Annotated in this window: 17 protein-coding genes; 8 read left to right on the top strand and 9 right to left on the bottom strand. The window is 36.7% G+C overall.

Features of this window, described 5'->3' with window-relative positions; all coding sequences use genetic code 11:
- The first annotated feature begins 313 nt into the window (after positions 1-313).
- The gene (locus tag BMF77_RS08610; RefSeq protein WP_148762142.1) at positions 314-1,087 is read left to right on the top strand and encodes a phosphate/phosphite/phosphonate ABC transporter substrate-binding protein; all 774 of its coding nucleotides are present in this window, start codon (positions 314-316) and stop codon (positions 1,085-1,087) included.
- Between the two features lie 61 nt (positions 1,088-1,148).
- Here BMF77_RS08610 and BMF77_RS08605 read toward each other — a convergent pair whose 3' ends face one another.
- The 6 genes from BMF77_RS08605 to BMF77_RS08580 all read right to left on the bottom strand — a co-directional run bounded on the left by BMF77_RS08605 (position 1,149) and on the right by BMF77_RS08580 (position 9,042).
- Positions 1,149-2,420, bottom strand: a complete 1,272-nt coding sequence (locus tag BMF77_RS08605; RefSeq protein ID WP_148762140.1) for a tetratricopeptide repeat protein — start codon at positions 2,418-2,420, stop codon at positions 1,149-1,151.
- Between the two features lie 294 nt (positions 2,421-2,714).
- The gene (locus tag BMF77_RS08600; RefSeq protein ID WP_148762138.1) at positions 2,715-4,844 is read right to left on the bottom strand and encodes a PhnD/SsuA/transferrin family substrate-binding protein; all 2,130 of its coding nucleotides are present in this window, start codon (positions 4,842-4,844) and stop codon (positions 2,715-2,717) included.
- Between the two features lie 121 nt (positions 4,845-4,965).
- The gene (locus BMF77_RS08595) at positions 4,966-5,493 is read right to left on the bottom strand and encodes an MgtC/SapB family protein (protein ID WP_148762136.1); all 528 of its coding nucleotides are present in this window, start codon (positions 5,491-5,493) and stop codon (positions 4,966-4,968) included.
- Positions 5,494-5,815: 322 nt separating this feature from the next.
- Positions 5,816-6,406 carry an ABC transporter substrate-binding protein gene (locus tag BMF77_RS08590; protein WP_246863154.1) on the bottom strand — a complete coding sequence of 197 codons (591 nt, stop codon included), beginning with the start codon at positions 6,404-6,406 and terminating at the stop codon, positions 5,816-5,818.
- A 481-nt stretch (positions 6,407-6,887) separates the two neighbouring features.
- Positions 6,888-8,195 carry an MFS transporter gene (locus tag BMF77_RS08585; protein WP_148762134.1) on the bottom strand — a complete coding sequence of 436 codons (1,308 nt, stop codon included), beginning with the start codon at positions 8,193-8,195 and terminating at the stop codon, positions 6,888-6,890.
- A gap of 28 nt (positions 8,196-8,223) precedes the next feature.
- Positions 8,224-9,042: an SDR family NAD(P)-dependent oxidoreductase gene (locus tag BMF77_RS08580; protein ID WP_148762132.1), complete on the bottom strand. Its 819-nt coding sequence runs from the start codon at positions 9,040-9,042 to the stop codon at positions 8,224-8,226.
- A 142-nt stretch (positions 9,043-9,184) separates the two neighbouring features.
- Here BMF77_RS08580 and BMF77_RS08575 point away from each other — a divergent pair, with 142 nt between their 5' ends.
- The 5 genes from BMF77_RS08575 (at position 9,185) to BMF77_RS08555 (ending at position 14,415) form a co-directional block, all read left to right on the top strand.
- Positions 9,185-10,273, top strand: a complete 1,089-nt coding sequence (locus tag BMF77_RS08575) for a sulfonate ABC transporter substrate-binding protein (protein WP_148762130.1) — start codon at positions 9,185-9,187, stop codon at positions 10,271-10,273.
- Positions 10,274-10,392: 119 nt separating this feature from the next.
- The gene (locus BMF77_RS08570; protein WP_148766866.1) at positions 10,393-11,223 is read left to right on the top strand and encodes a dienelactone hydrolase family protein; all 831 of its coding nucleotides are present in this window, start codon (positions 10,393-10,395) and stop codon (positions 11,221-11,223) included.
- Between the two features lie 112 nt (positions 11,224-11,335).
- Positions 11,336-12,640, top strand: coding sequence for an O-acetylhomoserine aminocarboxypropyltransferase/cysteine synthase family protein (locus BMF77_RS08565; RefSeq protein WP_148762128.1), 1,305 nt, complete (start codon positions 11,336-11,338; stop codon positions 12,638-12,640).
- Between the two features lie 154 nt (positions 12,641-12,794).
- Positions 12,795-13,874 carry a homoserine O-acetyltransferase gene (gene metX, locus BMF77_RS08560; protein WP_148762126.1) on the top strand — a complete coding sequence of 360 codons (1,080 nt, stop codon included), beginning with the start codon at positions 12,795-12,797 and terminating at the stop codon, positions 13,872-13,874.
- Positions 13,875-13,884: 10 nt separating this feature from the next.
- Positions 13,885-14,415 (top strand): dual specificity protein phosphatase family protein, encoded by a 531-nt coding sequence (locus tag BMF77_RS08555; protein ID WP_148762124.1) that lies wholly within the window; start codon positions 13,885-13,887, stop codon positions 14,413-14,415.
- A gap of 43 nt (positions 14,416-14,458) precedes the next feature.
- On the opposite strand, the gene BMF77_RS08550 is transcribed toward BMF77_RS08555, so the two are convergent.
- From BMF77_RS08550 to BMF77_RS08540, 3 genes are all read right to left on the bottom strand, one after another.
- Positions 14,459-15,001 (bottom strand): DUF2808 domain-containing protein, encoded by a 543-nt coding sequence (locus BMF77_RS08550; protein ID WP_148762122.1) that lies wholly within the window; start codon positions 14,999-15,001, stop codon positions 14,459-14,461.
- Positions 15,002-15,274: 273 nt separating this feature from the next.
- Positions 15,275-16,243, bottom strand: a complete 969-nt coding sequence (locus tag BMF77_RS08545) for a DUF4351 domain-containing protein (RefSeq protein ID WP_148762120.1) — start codon at positions 16,241-16,243, stop codon at positions 15,275-15,277.
- Positions 16,244-16,419: 176 nt separating this feature from the next.
- Entirely contained in the window at positions 16,420-18,243 is a 1,824-nt protein-coding gene (locus BMF77_RS08540; protein ID WP_148762118.1) for a hypothetical protein, read from the bottom strand.
- Positions 18,244-18,514: 271 nt separating this feature from the next.
- Between BMF77_RS08540 and BMF77_RS08535 the strand changes: the two genes are divergently transcribed.
- Positions 18,515-19,369: an ATP-binding cassette domain-containing protein gene (locus tag BMF77_RS08535; RefSeq protein ID WP_148762116.1), complete on the top strand. Its 855-nt coding sequence runs from the start codon at positions 18,515-18,517 to the stop codon at positions 19,367-19,369.
- Positions 19,326-20,180, top strand: coding sequence for an ABC transporter permease (locus BMF77_RS08530; protein WP_148762114.1), 855 nt, complete (start codon positions 19,326-19,328; stop codon positions 20,178-20,180). The genes BMF77_RS08535 and BMF77_RS08530 overlap by 44 nt, the downstream gene beginning before the upstream one ends.
- Positions 20,181-20,186 lie beyond the last annotated feature (6 nt).

Genomic DNA, 20,186 nt, shown 5'->3' with positions numbered 1-20,186 from the left:
TTTTTTTGATATAATCTACAGTAAGCCTATCGAGTTGCTGTACTTTAGTTTTTTATTGACAAGAGAATTTATCATGACATTAGCCCAAGACATTAATATTCAGATCCATCAAAAAGCATATCCTCATTTTTTAGGGAAGGGATCAGAACTAGGAGTATCCTTATTTAAGGGGACATGGTGGTATATTCATCCTTATATAATAGTTTTCAAAATCATGCTGCTTGCTTTTGCTAGTCTCAGTTTTTTATATATTCATTACTCTAGGCAAAAGCTAATTAAAATTTTTCAGAATAGCAGTGTTTAAAAAAAAAGAATGACTAAGATTACAAAATTACAGGCTGTATCTTATTTAGCTCCTAATTATTTTGGACTATATCAGGAGATTACAGCTTATTTAGGTCGTGTTTTACAAGTAGAAATTGCACTACATCAAAGTAAATACGACCCCTTAAAAGACACTCTATTATTTAAAGACCAAATAGATTTGGCTTTTATTTGTGGATTACCACTAATTCGTTATAGTCAAATAGCACCAAATCAATTACAGACATTAGTTGCGCCTGTGATGCAATCATCTCGATATGGTAATTGTCCTGTATACTATGCAGATGTGATTGTTAAGACTAATAGCAATATTCAGAAGTTTGCTGATTTATCAGGGAAAACTTTTTGCTATAATGACTCTGGTTCTAATAGTGGTTATCATTTACTTTGGCGGTGGTTGAGTCAAGAAAAATATCCACCTAATTTCTTGGGAAAATCTCTAGAATCAGGTTCTCATCAACGTTCTATTCGTTGGGTAGTTGAAGGACTGGTTGATTGTGCAGCCATTGATAGTGTTGTATTAGAACAAGAATTACGGGATTTTCCTGAATTATCACACCATTTACGTGTGGTGCAAATAATTGGACCTTCTCCGATGCCACCATTGGTAACAGCGCGGCGTTTAGGTATCTCTTTGATTCAGCAAATGCAATTGGCTCTACTCCAACCAGATGCTCAGTTGCAAGAAATTATGAAACAATTTAGTGTTAAGCGTTTTGATGCAGTGAAGTTAGAAAATTATCTGGTACTTAATCAGTGCTAATAATATAGGGACGGGCAAGACTTGTACTGAGCTTGCCGTAGTATGCCCATCCCACAAAATTCTAAGCACTGATAGGATAAATTCGATGCTGCTTTTGTTCGCACAAGAGAGCATCTTGATAAATTTCTGCAAATAATACTCGCTGTGCATGACTTCCCCCAATCTCATGCAACCGCGATAATACAAATTTGAGTTCGTTAACAGTTGTCTGGAAATCACCTTGAGCATGAGCTACCATGCCCTTAGCTGCGGGAATTGCTATCTTTACCCAACTCCTGCGGAGAAAGGGATTAATACTCAAGGCGTGATGTTCCATACTTTGAAGCATTTCTTTTACCCAGTTATTGTGTCCAGCTTTGGCAAGGGCATAGACATAATGCAAATCCTGGAATGGTAATGCGTGTTCATCAATGCGACTGTAAAGATAAGGACTGATATCTTGCCAACGGTTGCCTACATCTACCCCACGTAATTCTAGCCGTAATAACATGGAAATTGCCCCTACTTGGTCTTTGGGAGATTGTTTGTTAGCACGTTGCCAAATATGCTCATCGTAGATTTTCAGAACCTTTTCGTAGTTTTCTAATTGCCAATAATACAGTGCTATATGCCACCAGTTGTGGGTATAAAGCATAGAGTTACAGTTGTCCCAGGTATATGCAAAATTCTCCATCCAAATTATTCCCTCCTGGGTTCTTCCCTGAGTTTCCATTACATGACCAATAGCATGATGCGCCCAAGGATCATATCTATTTAAGGCGATTCCTACGGAGCGCTTCGCTATCGCCTCAAGTGCCATTTTTTCTGCTGCTGGTAATTGGTGACATTGTTCTAAGCCAAAGGCCACCATCCCATATAGATAATCTTGTTGGGGATTGTTAGGTAAAACTTTTTGGGCAATTTCTAGTAATTTTTCTTTATTACCTGTATAAAAATAGTGATATTGCCCCTGCTGCACGGAAATTAAATCAGTGGGAAATTGATTGGTAATCTCTTCATGAAGGGCTATTCCTACATCAATCTCTTGATTTGCCCAAGCTAAAATTGCTTCTACGTATAACTGTTCTCTGGCAGTAATTTTGCCTAAATTTCTTTGTGCGACTTGCAAATATGGTTGTGCCTGTTGCCAATCTTTTGTACTTTCTTGACTCAGATGATAAGCGGCTGCATAAGCATTAGCTAAAGCACAATTTGGATCAGCCTCAACTGCTTCTAAAATCGCTGTTTTTGCATCTTTACCATAAGCAAGGGATTGATCAATAAAACGGTTAATAGCAGCGATCGCTTCGGCTGAATCTGTTGTCACTAACAGCCCTTGTCCATCTTTAAGCATGATGAATTCCTTACAGCAAGATTTAAATTCTTAAACTACGGTAACTTGGTCGAAATACCGGGGTTATCAAGTAGATTATGCCACAGCCTCTCCCAATCCGCAAGTAAAAACTACGGTAAGTTGATAGAGTTACTGGATAAGTATACATTTTTGCAAAGCTTTATTTCCGAGAACTACCTCGATGAATGAATGCTGTCGATTGGGTTTAATCTAAATAAATACAAAATTACGGTATAATAGTTAAGTCATTTGAATTGGGTGTTATTAATGCAGCCACTACATTATTAAGTCCATTCAAATCACCAACTCCCGACACAGAGGAAGCTGAATCTGAAACTCTGTTCCCTTTCCAGGCTCTGAGAAAAAATCAAGTTTGCCACTGTGTCGTTCTACCACAATTTGATAGCTAATTGATAATCCTAGTCCTCTTCCTTTTCCCACTGGTTTGGTTGTAAAGAAGGGATCAAATACTCGTAGCTTCGTTTCTGCTCCCATACCTAATCCATTATCTGCAATGTAGATCAAAACCCAACGATTATCTATCACATTAGTCCCAATAGTAATGGTAGGAATAAAATTATTTGGTTGATGGGTAATAGTCTCCTCTAAAGCATCTATGGCATTACTCAAAATATTCATAAATACCTGGTTAAGTTGTCCTGGAGAACAATTCACAATCGGTAAATTTCCATATTCTTTATTAAGAATAATAGTAGGTTCGTGAGAATTACGTTGCAAACGATGCTGCAAAATTAATAATGTATTTTCAATTCCTTCATGAATGTTGACTGCTTTGATTTCTGCTTCATCCAAACGCGAAAATTTTCGCAAAGAATGGACAATATTTCTAATTTTTTCGCTACCCACTCGCATAGAATTGAGTAGTTGAGGGAGATCATTGCTAACAAATCCAAGGTCAAAATTTTCCATTGCTATCTGAATTGTATTTAGGGGTTGTGGATAACATTGTTGGAAAGTTTGAACTATATTTAATAAGCCTTGCACATATTCTTCTAAATAGTTGAGGTTGCCATAAATAAAATTCACTGGATTATTGATTTCATGAGCAATTCCCGCTACCAATTGTCCTAAGCTGGACATTTTTTCACTGTGAATCAATTGCATTTGCGTTTGTTGCAATTCTTTCAATGCTTGTCGTAAATTCTGAGTTTGGGTTTTTAGTTGTAATTCAGATTCTCGTAATTCTTCCTCAGCTTGTTTGCGTCGGGTAATATCTGTGTGAGAACCTGCCATGCGGTATGGTTTATTCCAAACATCTCGTAACAGTATTCCTCGGCAAAGTACCCAAAGATAGTTACCATTGCGATGTTGTAAGCGATATTCTTGTTCATAAGTGGAAAGTTGCCCTTCAAAGTATTGCCGAAAAGTTGTTAAAACGCGATCGCTATCATCTGGATGTAACCGCTGTTTCCACTCTTGAAAAAGATTCGGAATCTCAGCTTCAGCGTACCCTAACATTTCTTTCCAGCGGTTAGAAAAGAAGACTTCATTTGTTTCCAAATTCCAATCCCATAATCCATCGTTTGATCCTTTAACTGCTAATTCAAAACTAGAAGTTGTCTTGCCAAAATCTTTATAAGGATGAACTTGTAAAACTTGAAAGCATTCATGAACTGATTGATAATTTAGAGGAATTGTCCAACCTTCCGATTTTGCTGCTTTCGCTGCGGGATGATCTTTTGGTAATTTTAGTAATGCGATCGCTACTTGTTCTGCTAATTGACTCGGAGTTTCTTGGGTAACAGCAAAAGGCCATTCAGGATATAACTGGGTACTCAAAGCAAAGGGAAATTTTTCTCCATACTGCGTTTGCTGATTAATGATTTTGAAGTTTTTCAAATCAACTTTTCCCTCTAAAGCCATCTGTTCCAATACATTTGTAGAAATAGTTCCTGCATCTGCCTTACCTTCCCCAATAGCATATATCACTGCATCATGACTATTGGTAAATTGCAAACTTTGAAAATCCCGGTAAGGATTTATCCCTGCTTCTACAATTTCTCTCCATGCTGATCTCCAACCTCCAAAAGAATTTTCCGCAACAGCAACAAAGTTTTTACCCCGCAAATCCGTCAAACTCTGAATATTGTCACAATGAGCATTACAGAAAATTACTCCACCAAACATGGTATAAGCTCGTCCCATCCGCAACTGCTTTAAAGTTGCCAGCCGATTTACTCCATAAAGGGCTTCAAATTCCACATATATTCCCGGACTAGCAATTACAAATTCCACTGCATTCTGTTCAATAGCAGCACCAATCTGGGTGAAATTTAGAGGAACAATAGTAAAGTCATATTCAGAAAGTTCTGTGGTCAGATAATCTGCTGTTTTTTGCCAAGTTTGTAGCGTGTTCTGGATATCTCGATGTGCTAAAACACCAATTTTCATCAGGAGTTTCATAGCTTAGTATTAATTGTATAAAGATGGAATTGAGCCTCCGGGCATAATTTTTACTGTCGTACTGATAGAATGACTAGTTATTAATTATTAATTAGACAAGTATTTTGTGACTTATTTACTATTAATCATCATCAGTAATATCATTTAGCTGTGAAGCAAGTTCTTGACTATTTTGACCAATTAAAAACCTCAGAAATAGATCAAGCCGCTTTACACCACTGAGGGTAATTAAAGTCAATAATCCTCCCAATAATCCCATTTGCCACAAACCACAACCAATGGCTGCTCCCAATCCTGCCGCCGTCCAAACACAGGCTGCTGTAGTCAAACCCCGCACTTTTGGCACTTCAGATTTTCTAGGAGATTCTTGCAAAATTAATCCTGCACCAAGAAACCCTATACCTGTAGTTACACCTTGAATCGTGCGACTTACGGCATTAGTGGTTGCGAAGGAACTATCACCTTCAGCTTGCAAAGGAATCATCACAAATAGTGCTGCTCCCATACTCACTAACATAAATGTCCTCATCCCTGCTGGTCTACCACCTTTCTGACGGTTCAATCCAATGATGCAACCGACTAAAAGCGCCAATATTAGTCTAAAACCTATATGTACCCAATCATCGGCAGCCAGAAACATTGCACTCATGGATTGATTCCTCTGTAAGATGGAATGGAGTTTTGCACCTATTACCCGCAGGGAGAAAGATTACCCACTCTTCATTGGTGTCAATCCAACTCCGGTAAGTTGATAGGCTTAAAGTAGTTTGTTGCTACTTTAGCAGAAAATTAAAAATAAGTAAAATAATTGAAATTGAGAAAAATTCATCCATATCTAGGTGACAGGGAACAGGTGACAGAATTCAAAGTCAGTTTGAGATACAGATATTAATGATAAAACCCTTGTAGTGCGAGCAAGATGCTCGCAAATAGTGTACCTCAAGCAGATGGAATATCCAGTAACTGAAAAATTATTTCAGCCGTTTAGGTGTAATAGCTTCAGTTAATTGAGGTGAAAGAGTTGCTTCCTTGACATTTATCTTGCGGGGAATAACTTTTTCGTCAAAATAAAAATCAGCTACTCGCTGTTGTTCAGCAATAATGCCAGGTGTCAGTTTTCTTAACCGATATGTCCGTCGACGGGCCACAGTTTCTAACACTGATTCATCTAATTTCAGTTCAGGTGCAAAAGCTTTGGCAACTTCTTTAGGGTTCTTATCAGCCCATTCTCCCACCTTATCTGCTTCTTCTAAAAACACTCTTGCCAATTCAGGATTTTTGGTAATAAACTCCCGTCTACCCAGATAAAATCCGCCGAGAGTATTAATCCCTGAAGCATTTCTGAGATTACGAATAGGGATGGTTTTTTCGACAAGAGCTAAAAAGGGATCACCACCTACCCAAACTTCAACTTTATTTTGAATAAAAGCATCGCGGGCTTCAGATGGAGTTAGTCCCACAACTTGAACATCACTAATCTTTAAACCCACTTCTTTTAAAGCTTTAGCTAATAAATAGTGGGCATTAGATCCCCGTTGAAATGCAACTTTTTTACCCTTAATATCCGCTAATTTATTAATCGGAGAATTGGCTCAAGGGTGTAGATAGAGTAAATAATCCCAGTAGTGAATATTGAATAAATCGGTTTAAAACTATGCGCTGTTGTGGCAAAAATGGTATTTTCATGGCTGAAATATTTGGAGTTTACAAAATTGATAATTTTTATTCTGTTAAAGCAAAAACTCTCGTATTCTTATCGAAATTACGTATTTAAATATTATCCTTACACAAAAAATCTGAAAATCAAGTATTTTCCAATACATTTATTATTTTTTTCAAGATTTATTTGAAGTATTTAGGTAATATAGCAATCCTAAATTTTATGAACAAAAAGATCCCCGACTTCTCTAAGAAGTCGGGGATCTGAATTTGAATGAAATAGGCTGTACTCAAAAAATCACCAAAGTAGGGATAATTCATAAATTACCCATACACACATAATAATCACGGCTTCGATAACATCATCTGTAAGTTCTATGCTGACTAAGAAATTAATCCCATTTCTTGATATATGGGGTTTACCACTGTTCTAATCTCTGAGATTTGTCTAGTAAAAAAACAAGCTCCCAAAATACAACAAACACCACCAAATAATAAGGCATTAGCAACGCCAATATAATTTGCTAATCCTCCAAAAAATAAATTACCAAAAGGTAGTATTCCCAAAAAAGTAGTCATAAATATACTGGTTACTCGTCCTCTTTTATCTTCTTCCACTAAAATTACTTGCAGAAAATTACTGATTGAAGCTAGAGTTAAGGTGTTAGTTAATCCCACAATAAAGATTAATACCAAACAAATTTCTAGCTGTGTTGAGAGAGAAAATAATATTAATGATACTCCCAAGACTAAAGTAGAGATTGCCATAACAGTTTCTAGTCCTATTACTTTCTTACGCTGCATGAGATAAATTCCCGAAAATATAGAACCAAAAGCTGTAGAAGTCATCAGAAAACCCATTGTTTCTGCATTGCCTTTTAGCACTTCTTTGGCAAAAATTGGTATAAGATTCACATAAGTCATTGCCATAAAGCAAACTATAATTTGCAATATTAAAATAGATTTAATAGGCACGAAATTATAGACAAAAATAAATCCTTCTTTCAAGTTATGCCAGATTTTTGGAGATTTTGATGTAGATAAATTATTGATATTTGGTTTTATCCGCATAGTTAAGATAGCTACTATAAAAGGCAAATAGCTAATAGCATCTACTAAAAAACATAAACCTGCTCCATTTCTAGCAATTATCAAACCCCCAATCATCGGACTGACAAATTTAGCTGTATTAATTAAAAATGAATGCACAGCCATTGCACTATAAGTATCACTTCTATTTTCTACTAATCTAGGAATAGTTACTTGACGTGCTGGTAAATCAAAAGCTTTGACTATGCCTTGAAGAATACCAATGATAATAATATCTGTAAAATTTATCTGATTACTAATAGTTAAAAAAGTTAGTAATGAAGATAAAAGAATAGATACTATCTGAGTAGTTAATAAAACATACCTTAAATTCCATCTGTCTAGTAATACTCCTACCAATGGAGTAATAACCAAACCCATAGCTTGATTGCTAAAGCCAGCTATACCAACTAACATGGCTGAATTTGTCAGTTGATAAACCATCCATACTAAAGCAATTTGTGTCATCCAAGAGCCGAAAAAAGACACGCTTTCTCCAATGAGAAAACCAGATAAATTGGGTGATTTAATTGCAGGTGAAATTTTCAAAAAAGCAAATATTCTGTTGCTTTTCTTTAATGATGTGCTATTTTCTTCTAACATTAATATTACCTATTTTCAGGTATAGTCATTACCGATCTTGCTGAGTTGGACGAATCAAGATTTCATTCACATTTACGTGCTGTGGTTGGGTAACAGCATAAAGTATTGCTGCTGCGATATCTTCACTTTGTAAAGGTGTAATTGCTTTCCGTCTGGCTGCAATTTCTTGCTTTGCTACTACATCGGTAATATGCTGATCAATTTCTGTTTCTACTAAACCAGGCTCGATGATAGTAACCCGGATATTATCTTGATATACTTCCTGTCTTAATGCTTCCGAAAAGGCATTTACACCCCATTTAGTTACATTGTAAGCTGCCATTCCTGCACGGGCAATGCGTCCAGCGACGGATGAAATATTCACAATATGTCCTGATTTTTGCGCTTTAAAAATAGGTAAAACTGTGTGAGTTGCGTACATTAACGCCAAAACATTAATATCAATCATTTTCCGCCAGTTTGACGGATCTGCATTTTCAATCCTACCTGGAAATGATATACCTGCATTATTTACCAAAATATCGACGCGCCCAAATTCTGCATGAGCTTTTTGGATCAAATTTTTAACTTGTACTTCATCGGTAATATCTGCAACAACAGGTAATACTTGTCCACCATTTTCAGTAATATGTTTTGCTACTGCTTCTAAACGCTCTCCCCTTCTAGCTGCAATTATTACTTTTGCTCCTTCTGCTGCGAGTGAAATAGCTGTAGCTTCCCCAATTCCCGAAGAAGCCCCGGTAACAATGGCGACTTTTCCTTCTAATTTACTTGCCATAGCGAACATCCGTTGATTAGTTAAAGTACGGTATCTTGATACAAATACTGTTGATTTAAAATCAAGCATCTCACAGATCACTAGAAAAAGCAACAAAAATAACCTCTATGTGATACTCTAAGAAAAAAATACGGTAAACTGATTGATATACTGTAGTTTTGTGATAAATTAACTTGAGTCCAAATATTCTATTGACCTTAACACCAGAGTAATGTTGACTAAATTTTCTCCATTCCGACTATTGGAAGCTGGAATCACCTTCCTAAAAAAATATCAAAAGCAGAACATCCACACTCTTTCCTTACTATTTGCAGTTGGACTGAGTTTGACTTTTGTTATTTCCGCTTGCTCTCCCAACACAAGGGACAATACTGGGACAAATCAGACAGCACAAACAACTGAAACTACTAATTCAAGTCCAAACTCTAACAGTACAGTGGTTCGTATTGGCTATCAAAAAGCTGCAACTGTCCTCTACGCATTAAAAGCCAAAGGGGACTTAGAAAAAGCCTTAAAAGCCTCTGGTGCTTCTGTGACTTGGACTGAATTTCCCGCCGGTCCACCCATGTTAGAAGCTTTAAATGCGGGAAGTATTGACTTTGGTTACACAGGAGAAGCACCCCCTGTATTTGCTCAATCAGGAGGTACACCGTTTGTTTATGTTGCTTATGATCCCTTGAGTACCAAAGCAGAAGCGATTATTGTTCGTCAAGATTCACCTATTAAAAGTGTGGCTGATCTCAAAGGTAAAAAAGTTGCTTTTGCTAAAGGCTCTAATACTAACTATTTAGTAGTAAAAGCATTGGAAAAAGCAGGATTACAATATAAAGATATCGAACCTATGGGTCTTAAACCAGCCGATGCTCGCGCTGCTTTTGAAAGTAAAAAAGTGGATGCTTGGGCTATTTGGGACCCTTATTTAGCCGCAGCAGAGAAAGCAATAAGTGTCCGCACTTTAACAGATGCGACTGGATTAGCACCTAATCGTGGTTATTATCTTGCTGCTAAATCTTTTGCTGATAGCAATTTAGATACTCTAAAAACGGTTATTGATGAAGTCAAGAAAGTAAGCGACTGGACAAAAAATAATCCACCTGAAGTTGCTAAGTTACTATCACCTATATTAGGTATAGATGCGGCTGTTTTAGAAATAGCCGAAAAGCGGCGTGAATATGGTGTATTACCCCTAACAGATGAAGTAATTACGAAACAACAAGAAGTTGCTGATGCTTTCTATAAAATCAAATTTATTCCTAAAGAAGTCAAGGTTAAGGAAATAGTTTGGCAAGGCAATAAATAATTTGGTAATTGGCAATAGAAAAATTACTAATTATCAATTATTTCTAAAAATCTGCCTTTACTCTCTCTGCGTCTCTGAGCCTCTGCGTGAGAAAAAATAAATCAAGGTAATTAAAAATGATCAAAGAAATAACACGCCGTGAATTTATAGTTACTGCTGCGTTAACAACTGGTTTTGCTTTAGCCGTACAACCTGTTTCTGCTAAAGTAATTACCACAGATACAAAAGGATTAATTGCTGGAGCAGTGAAAATTCCCGTCAAAGATGGGGAAATCCCAGCCTATAGAGCGCGACCAGAAAAGGGTGAAAATTTTCCCATTGTCTTGGTAATTCAGGAAATATTTGGTGTTCATGAACATATACAGGATGTTGTTAGACGCTTTGCTAAATTAGGGTATTTAGCGATCGCTCCCGAACTATTCATCCGTCAAGGTGATGTGTCAAAATTAAGCAACATTGACGAAATTCGCGCAATTGTGTCCAAAGTTCCCGATGCTCAAGTTCTATCAGATTTAGATGATATTGTTACTTGGGCTGTAAAATCAGCCAAGGGTAACGCTGATAAATTAGCAATTACGGGTTTTTGCTGGGGTGGTCGAATTACTTGGTTATATGTAGCACATAATCCCAATGTAAAAGCAGGTGTGGCTTGGTATGGAAGATTGGTAGGCAATGTAACCGAACTACAGCCTAAACACCCTGTTGATATTGCTTCTGAGTTAAAAGTCCCCGTGTTGGGACTCTATGGAGGTCAAGATACAGGTATTCCTGTGGACACAGTAGAACAAATCCGAGAAAAACTCAAATCTAGTAGCAGTAAATCGGAGATAATTGTTTATCCCGATGCACCTCACGCCTTTTTTGCCGATTATCGCCCTTCCTACCGCGAAACTGAAGCCAAGGATGGTTGGCAACGTCTCCAGAAATGGTTTAAACAGTATGGAGTGTGAGTGAAAATCTTTGTAGAGACGTTTTTTGTTTTTGTAGAGCCGAGAATCCCTACCCATGGAACATCTCTACATCTAAATTTATACTGATAATCAACTTACTTAAATACTACCCATGTCAGAAAATTATCGTTTTGAAACCCTACAAGTCCATGCTGGACAAGAACCTGCACCTGGTACTAATGCCCGTGCTGTACCAATTTATCAAACCACTTCCTACGTTTTTGATGATGCTGAACATGGAGCGCGGTTATTTGCTCTCCAGGAGTTCGGTAACATTTATACCCGGATTATGAATCCGACAACGGATGTATTTGAAAAAAGAATTGCGGCTTTAGAAGGGGGTGTTGCAGCTTTAGCTACTGCAAGCGGTCAAGCAGCACAATTTTTGGCAATAAGTACGATCGCTCAAGCAGGAGATAATATTGTTTCTACCAGTTTCCTCTATGGGGGAACTTATAACCAGTTCAAAGTTACTCTTCCACGATTGGGAATTAATGTCAAATTTGTGGAAGGAGATGATCCAGAAAATTTCCGTCAAGCGATTGATGAAAACACAAAAGCCTTGTATGTTGAAACCATTGGTAATCCCCAATTTAACATTCCCGATTTTGCTGTTTTAGCTGACATTGCCCATGAAAACGGCATTCCTTTAATTGTAGATAATACCTTCGGTGCAGGTGGATATGTAGCACGACCAATTGAACATGGTGCAGATATTGTCGTAGAATCTGCTACCAAGTGGATTGGTGGGCATGGTACATCTATTGGTGGTGTCATAGTTGATTCTGGTAAATTTGATTGGGGTAACGGCAAATTTCCCCTCTTTACCGAACCTTCTCCCGGTTATCATGGATTGAATTTTCAAGAAGTATTTGGAAAAGGTAGTCAATTTGGTAACATTGCCTTTATTATTCGCGCCAGAGTCGAAGGATTACGAGATTTAGGAGCAGCATTGAGTCCATTTAACGCTTTTCTATTACTGCAAGGATTAGAAACTCTTTCCCTGCGTGTAGAACGTCATGTAAATAATGCTTTAGAATTAGCTAAATGGTTAGAACAACAAGAGCAAGTAGCATGGGTTAATTATCCAGGACTTCCCAATCATCCATATCATGAACGAGCAGAAAAATATCTTCGACATGGCTTTGGAGGAGTTCTTAATTTTGGTATCAAAGGTGGATTAGAAGCAGGTAAAGCTTTCATTAGTAATGTGAAATTAGCTAGTCATTTGGCAAATGTCGGTGATGCAAAAACCCTTGTTATTCATCCTGCTTCTACAACTCATCAACAGCTAAGTGATAGTGAACAAATTTCGGCTGGTGTGACACCAGATTTAGTGCGGGTATCTGTGGGAATTGAACATATTGACGATATTAAGGAGGACTTTGAACAGGCATTTAAGAAGATTTCTGGCTAATATACCAAAAGAAAAAGCGATTAGAAATCGCGGCTACACAGGCAAAACCCACCTTCGTGGGTTAAAAATATTGATTTTTCATTAGTCCACGAAGGTGGACTTCGTTTGTGTAGTAGCGATTTCTAATCGCCGAATACTTTATAAATCATCTCTTATGCAATACTCAAACTTCATTTCATCAAAAACCCAGTTTTACCAATTATCAGCACCATTTTCATTAGAATCTGGTGAAGTATTAATTGATGTTCAGGTTGCTTACCGCACCTGGGGAAAATTAAACGCAAACCGCGATAATGGGGTCTTAATTTGTCATGCTTTAACTGGTTCTGCTGATGCTGACGACTGGTGGGGAGATTTGTTTGGTTCAGGAAAAGTCTTTGATTCTGACCAGGATTTTATTGTGTGCAGCAACATTTTAGGAAGTTGTTACGGTACAACTGGAGCAACTTCCATTAACCCAAAAACAGGAAATATTTATGGTGTATCTTTTCCCAGAATTACAATTCGGGATATGGTTCACCTCCAAGCTGCACTATTAGAATATCTGAAAATTAAATCTCTACGGTTAGCAATTGGTGGTTCGCTGGGTGGAATGCAAGTTTTAGAATGGGCTTTATTATATCCAAAAAAGGTGAGAGCGATCGCACCAATGGCATCACCTGGAAGACATTCAGCTTGGTCTATTGGCTTGAGTGAAGCCCAAAGACAGGCAATTTATAGCGATCGCAATTGGCAAGGTGGGAACTATACAATTGATACACCACCAGTCCAAGGATTAGCGGTAGCGCGGATGATGGCAATGATTACTTATCGTTATTGGGAGAGTTTTACAAATCGTTTTGGCAGACAGCAGGATGAATCTAATCAGTTTGCGATCGCTAGTTATTTACAATATCAAGGTCAAAAACTAATAGAACGTTTTGATGCTAATACTTATATTACATTAACTCATGCAATGGATAGTCATGATGTTAGTTGGAACAGAAAAGATTATCAATCTGTTTTGCAAAGTATCAAACAACCGACTTTAATTATCTCTATTGATTCTGATGTTCTTTATCCTCCAGTAGAACAACAAGAATTAGTAGATTTAATTCCTCATGCTCAACTAGGATTACTGAAATCAACTCACGGACATGATGCTTTTTTAATTGATATGGAAGCATTGAATGAAATGGTAGTCTCTTTTAGACAAGAACTAGATGATGAGCAATTAAAAAAAATCAAAATTTAGCTAGTAGAAAATGTACAAATTTGCCCCTGCTTGGGAACAAGAAACAATAGTTTTTGGTGCTTCTCGTCCTGGATATGCTGCTCATCAGGTGTATGATTGGATTGAGTTTATGAAATCTCAAAAAATCAAGGGAGTTTGCTGTTTACTTAGTGAAAAACAACTAGCTAATTATGCCCATCTTTTAGATACATATCGGCAAGAATTTGGTAATCAACAAGTTTGTTGGACACCAATTGAAGATTTTCATTTATCTGATTTAGAAACACTCACACAAGAAATACTGCCTTTTTTAATCACAGCAGATAAACAAAATGAAAAGGTAGTTGTACATTGTGCTGGTGGAATTGGACGGACTGGACATATATTAGCAGCGTGGTTAGTTAGTGTGCGGGGATTTTCTAATCAAGATGCAATTTCTGCGGTGATAAGAACAGGAAGAAATCCTCATGAATCTGTAATGTTAAGTAAAAATACGTTACAAGTTGCACAAGAATTAAATGTGCTGCTGAATAATTGTCGTCTAGCATTCTTAACTAATTGATGAATATTGCATTTGCATGAAAAATCAGCAATTCTTACACACTTTACCTTTGATAAAATAGGTGATTATCAAAATCATTATAAAATTGCAACCGACCAGTTCCCACAACTAAATCATTCGTCTTCTCCCCAGAGGAAATAACATGAACTCGAAATAGATAAATACCTTCGCTGGTGGGATTATAAAAAGGTTTTAAAGCGATAGTAATTGTTTGATTTGCAGAAACTGGTTTATCAAAAGTAGCAATGATAGTTTGTGGTTGAGTTGAACTCTTTGTTAGGGTAATACCTAGCTTTTCTTTTTCTCCACTTGCTTCTATGAAAGCAAAACTGTCTTTCTGATTGAATTTAATATTTTCTACACCTTCTATTTGTGTTAAAACAACCTGTTGCAGTTGCCAATTAGCCAGAGATTCTGGTAATTTAATTGTAAAATAATAAGTTGCATCCCAAGAACCTGTTTGATTATAGGTTGTTTTGGCAGTTAACAATGGTTTTGGTGGTATCCCGTAGGTAGTAGGCACAGATAACAAAAAGATTCCTGTACTAATAGCTAGAGTTTTACAAAGAGTTTTAAAGCTGTTCATGTTTTTAGGATTTGATATTTTAAATAGGTTTTTCTATTGAATTACACCCTTTTAGTTTAGCAAGTGGAACTTATTAATGATTACAATACTGTTTGGTTAAGAGTTTTTGTAGGTTGGGTTAAGCGACAGCGCAACCCAACAAACGTCCGTAAATGTTGGGTTTCCTAACGTCAACCCAACCTACCTGATTTAATGTTTTTAGATTATGACAAGTATAGGTTGTTTGAAAAATGGTTCTAATTGCATAATTAACTCCCTAATAATCAAAATGAATTAGATTGAGTGTTGGGTTAACCAAGCTTCTAAATCAGCAACACTAGAAAAGTCTAATAACGCCTCTCCTAAGTTTTCTAACTGTTCAATTGATAATCCTGTAATTCGCTCGATTAATAACAAATCAATTTCCCCAATCCGACGATGTAGTAGACGCAGTATTAAGTTTTTTTCTCCTTCTTGCTTTCCTTCTTGCTTTCCTTCTTGCTTTCCTTCTTGCTTTCCTTCTCGTCTTCCTTCTTGTCTTCCCTCTTCTCTTCCTTCTTCTTTAGCTTGTTCTCTATTTCTTTGATAAAGTGGTTCTAGTCGCATAATTAACTCCCTATCATCTGTTTCTAGTTCTTGATTTACTCTCAAATTTTCGCGCAAGTTGTAAACTAATTCCAGGGTGGCTTTTTGGTAAGGGTGATCTAATGGTAACGCTTGCAACTCGATAATTGCTTGTGATTGTACGCTTCCCCTACCCAAAAGCCTCAACCATAAAGTCTCCTGTGTTTGTGGTAGTTGGTGTATTGCCACAATTGCTGAACGCATGGCATCTGCTAAAAAATGTACTCCCGATAACCAATCTTCTTTTTGGATAGTTCCAAAGCTAGATAAACGAGTTTCAGATATGGTGGGGGTTAAAATCCACAATTTAGGAATTTCTGACTCCTGAAGTTTGATTTTATTGGCTTTGGCTTCTCGTCGCAATGAAGCCTTGACTTCTAATAACTTGAGAATACAGTCGCAGATTTCATCGCTAGAAGCTGGATTGCGGTATGGTTCTATTATCGCAGGATTTTCGGCAAGTCTTCCTAGTAACCCCAGTATTTGTAATTTAGAACTTTGTTGTTTAGCAGGTGTGAATAAAACATCTATTTCTTTAATCTCTCCTGAGACTTTTTCTGATGCTTTGACTTCTCCGTAATCTTTCAATAGCTCTTCTAGATAGTCTTTGGCGAATTTATCATGTATGAACCTAGTCATTAAATTTTAATTTTGAGTAAAATCTGGGAAATAATTTGGACTTCTATTATATAGCATTTAGCAATTGATTATTCACAAATTCTAAAACCTGCTTTATCTTCTGAACAGGAAACTTGGATAATGGAGATTTTGGATAAAATTTAGACAGTGATGTGTTTTAGTAGAAAATAGAATGTCTAATATTGAGTAGAATCAATTGCTAGTTTTAGTTGATTGATATTTTTGTCACCTGTAAATCTATCAAGATTTTTTCTGAAATCTAACCAGTAAGGTTGTACAGTTCCACTTATTAAAACAGAATTCTTGAATAGAGATACAAATGTAGCCGCAATAAATGGACTGTAAGGAAAACCATATATTTGATCATTCGTACAAAAAGCATCTAGAATCCTTTTCCATTGTTCAGGGGTTAGCATATCAACAATTTCAACTAATAGATAGGTATTAGACTTAGCATTTGCCCAAGAGTGAGAGTTTATAAATCTATCCACTACATCAGCAATATTATTTTCAAGTAACTCCTTAAAGTGTTGGTCAATTATCGGGTATTGATAGGTAGCTTTTATCTTTATTAGTGTATCAAAGTCATCGAAAGAGATTTGTTGAATTTTTTCTCTTAAGGAAATATCACTTAATTCAATTAGTTGTTTATCTAATTTTATTAATTCAGATTCAAAATTGCACCTAGCTGGTAACAACTTATACAATGAAGCATTATTGATTTTATCTTTCATATAAGGTTCAATAAGTTTATGTAGATACTCATTACTATAATCTGAAACTGTTTGCAGCAAATCAACTAGAGATGCTTTTTCGATTTCCACTTTTATATAAGGCTCAACTAAATCATGTGAAATTGTATCTTCCTCATTAATTATAATAGCTAACTTATTCAATTGGGCTTGAGAAATAGCACTTATTAGATTAGGATTAATCACTTTTTCATTTAATAATTTGTCCTTGTAATGCTTTTTAATATCTAGTAGTTCTTCCAAAGGTATTTGTAGTTTACTAATTACTGAACCTCTTAAGAAATCTACATAATTCGCTTTTACTAATATGTTTATATTATTAAATAATAAAGGCTTTTTGTTTGACCAAGACCTAAAGTTTTTATTGTCATATATATCTAATTTATCAATAAAAACTTTTGCTTTGATCTGACATGGTTCGCTGATTCTTTCCCATGCTGTAATACTTCCAAGATAAATAATTACTTTGTCCCAATTTGCATCATCAATTTTATCTTCAATAATATAGGATAGCTTATCATTCAATATTTCTCCAACTTCCTTGGGATACATTTTTGAAACAGCATTAAGGGCTGAAAATTGGCGTTGTCTTTCATCTTCTGGAAGTGACTCTATTAAAAGACTTTTAGTTAATCCGATAACAATATCTTTTATTACATTTTGACGCGCACGAGCTAGAGGACTTTTTTGAAGAACAATAATAGCACTTTCGACATCTGACGGGAAATTTTCAGATTTTATATTATTCCAAATTCGATTAAGAGCAGAACGACCTTGAACAGGTGGACGCTGTAAAAGGTGTATTACTGCACTTCTTAAGTGATAGCGTGCTAGTTCTGCTGTAGCTTCAAATGGTTCCTCTAAAGATGCCATAGAAGGGTGAGCGCATCTACTTCTATCTTCAAACAGCCTAATAATATCTTTCTGTTCTACGGGTGATATTAATTCAAAATCTTCAAGAGCTTTTTTTGAAATATCTGATTCAAAGCCCCAAAGTCCTTTAAAATCTGAATTTAAACTCTTATTTTCAAAATCTTTTAATATCTCAGTTGCTTTACCGTCTCCTAGTAGTTCTAGTTCTCTCAGTTTGTGAAGAAAATCAAATACAACTGCATTCCATGTTGCAACTATGCACGAGCGAAATGCTCCGGCTCGATAACAAGCAACAGCCTCTTGGATCAATTTCTTCGCTTGCTTATCTCTACAACGCCCTATCAATTCATCTAGGTCAATAAAAGTTTCATACATAGAATTACGTATATAATTATAACTTGTGCTTGGTTAATAAACACATAATAGAAATTATTACACATACAGTAGTCAAATAGGTACGAGATTTGACAGGAATATTTATTGTTATTTATCACAGTTGCCAGATGTGCAGTCTACCCCACACCGAAAAAGATTTTGCTGGTACTGGAGTTGTCATCATTAATCCTTGGTCTTGACTTTTAGCAAAAATATGTCAAACTAATATTTAGATAAACTAAATATTTGAAAAAGGAAGTAAATCCGACTCGTGACGAAACTTACGGGAAGAATAGAATCTGCGGAAATACCTGCACAAGTTCCAAAGTCAGTAATACTGCAAACCTTGGAACTGACGCGCCGCTTTGAAAAATCAACAGCCGTTGATACTTTAAATATCTCCGTTGCATCGGGAGAAGTTTTTGGTTTACTTGGTCCCAATGGTGCGGGAAAAAGTACAGTAATTAAGATGTTAACTACCTTGCTACCAGTCAGTAGCGGGAAAGCATACTTAGCCGGTTATGATGTGACTCATCAACCTGATGCAGTCAGAAGAGTAATAGGTTATGTACCCCAGGCTTTATCAGCAGATGGGACTTTAACAGGTTATGAAAATCTGTTAATATTCTCTAAATTGTATGATATTCCCCCTCGACGCAGAAAACAGCAAATCGCTGAAGTGCTGGAATTCATGGGCTTGGAGAATGTAGCACATCAGTTAGTGAGAACTTTTTCTGGGGGAATGATTCGGAAACTGGAAATTGCTCAAGCCATTTTACATCAACCCCAAATCTTATTTCTAGATGAGCCAACAGTCGGATTAGATCCAGTTGCAAGAACACAAGTATGGCAACTTGTACAGCAACTGCGGATTGAGTACGGTACAACCATCTTTTTAACCACCCACTTTTTAGAAGAAGCGGATCATCTTTGTAATCGAGTCGTGATTATGAATCAGGGTAAAGAAATTATCACTGGTTCACCGTCAGATTTAAAAGCAGCTATTGGGAAACCAGAAGCAACCTTAGATGATGTCTTCATCCACTACGCAGGAAATCAATTAGTATCAGGAGTGAGTTATCGTGAGACTGCAAGAACCAGACGTACCACTCAACGGTTGGGCTGAACCCAGATATAATCGCCCCAAAGGGATTTTTTTTAATATTAAAGAACTATTTACTAAAACCCTGGTAATTACTGAATTGGAAGTGCGGAAACTTCGCCATGATCCTAGTGATTTGATTATCAGGGCTGTACAACCGGCTTTATGGCTGCTGATATTTGGGCAAGTATTTACTCGGACTCGTGCTATCCCTACAGGTAATTTACCTTACTTGGATTTTATGACTCCCGGTATTTTGGCTCAGAGTGCGCTGTTTGTTGCTATTTTTGCTGGGGGAATGACGTTAATTTGGGAACGTGATTTAGGGATTTTGCAGAAATTCTTAGTTGCACCTATACCCCGTGCAGCGATTGTCTTGGGTAAAGCTTTTGCGGCTGGAATTCGTTGCTTTTCCCAAGTGGTGTTTATTTACCTTTTAGCGTTTTTGTTAGGTGTACACCTCAATCTCAATCCTTTGGGTTTCTTGCAAGTTGTGCTAGTCATATTTTTGGGAGCAGCTTGTTTTTGCACTTTTTCCTTAATCATCGGCTGTTTGGTGAAATCGCGGGAAAGATTTACGGGTATTGGGCAATTAATCACCATGCCGTTGTTTTTTGCCAGTAATGCCATCTATCCTATTTCCTTAATGCCAAGTTGGTTAAAGGTCATTTCCCACTTGAATCCTTTAACTTATGAAGTGGATGCTTTACGGGGTGCAATGTTGGCCAATGGCTCAAGTATTTATGGGTTCGGGTTAGATTGTACAATTCTCTTGCTAACATTAATAGGTTTAACCTACATCTGTGGACGACTTTATCCACGGGTGGCGATGTAATCTGGA

This window comes from Dolichospermum sp. UHCC 0315A (assembly GCF_008121535.1).
Classification (GTDB): Bacteria; Cyanobacteriota; Cyanobacteriia; order Cyanobacteriales; family Nostocaceae; genus Dolichospermum; species Dolichospermum lemmermannii.
This window is presented reverse-complemented; position numbering and strand designations above follow the sequence as displayed.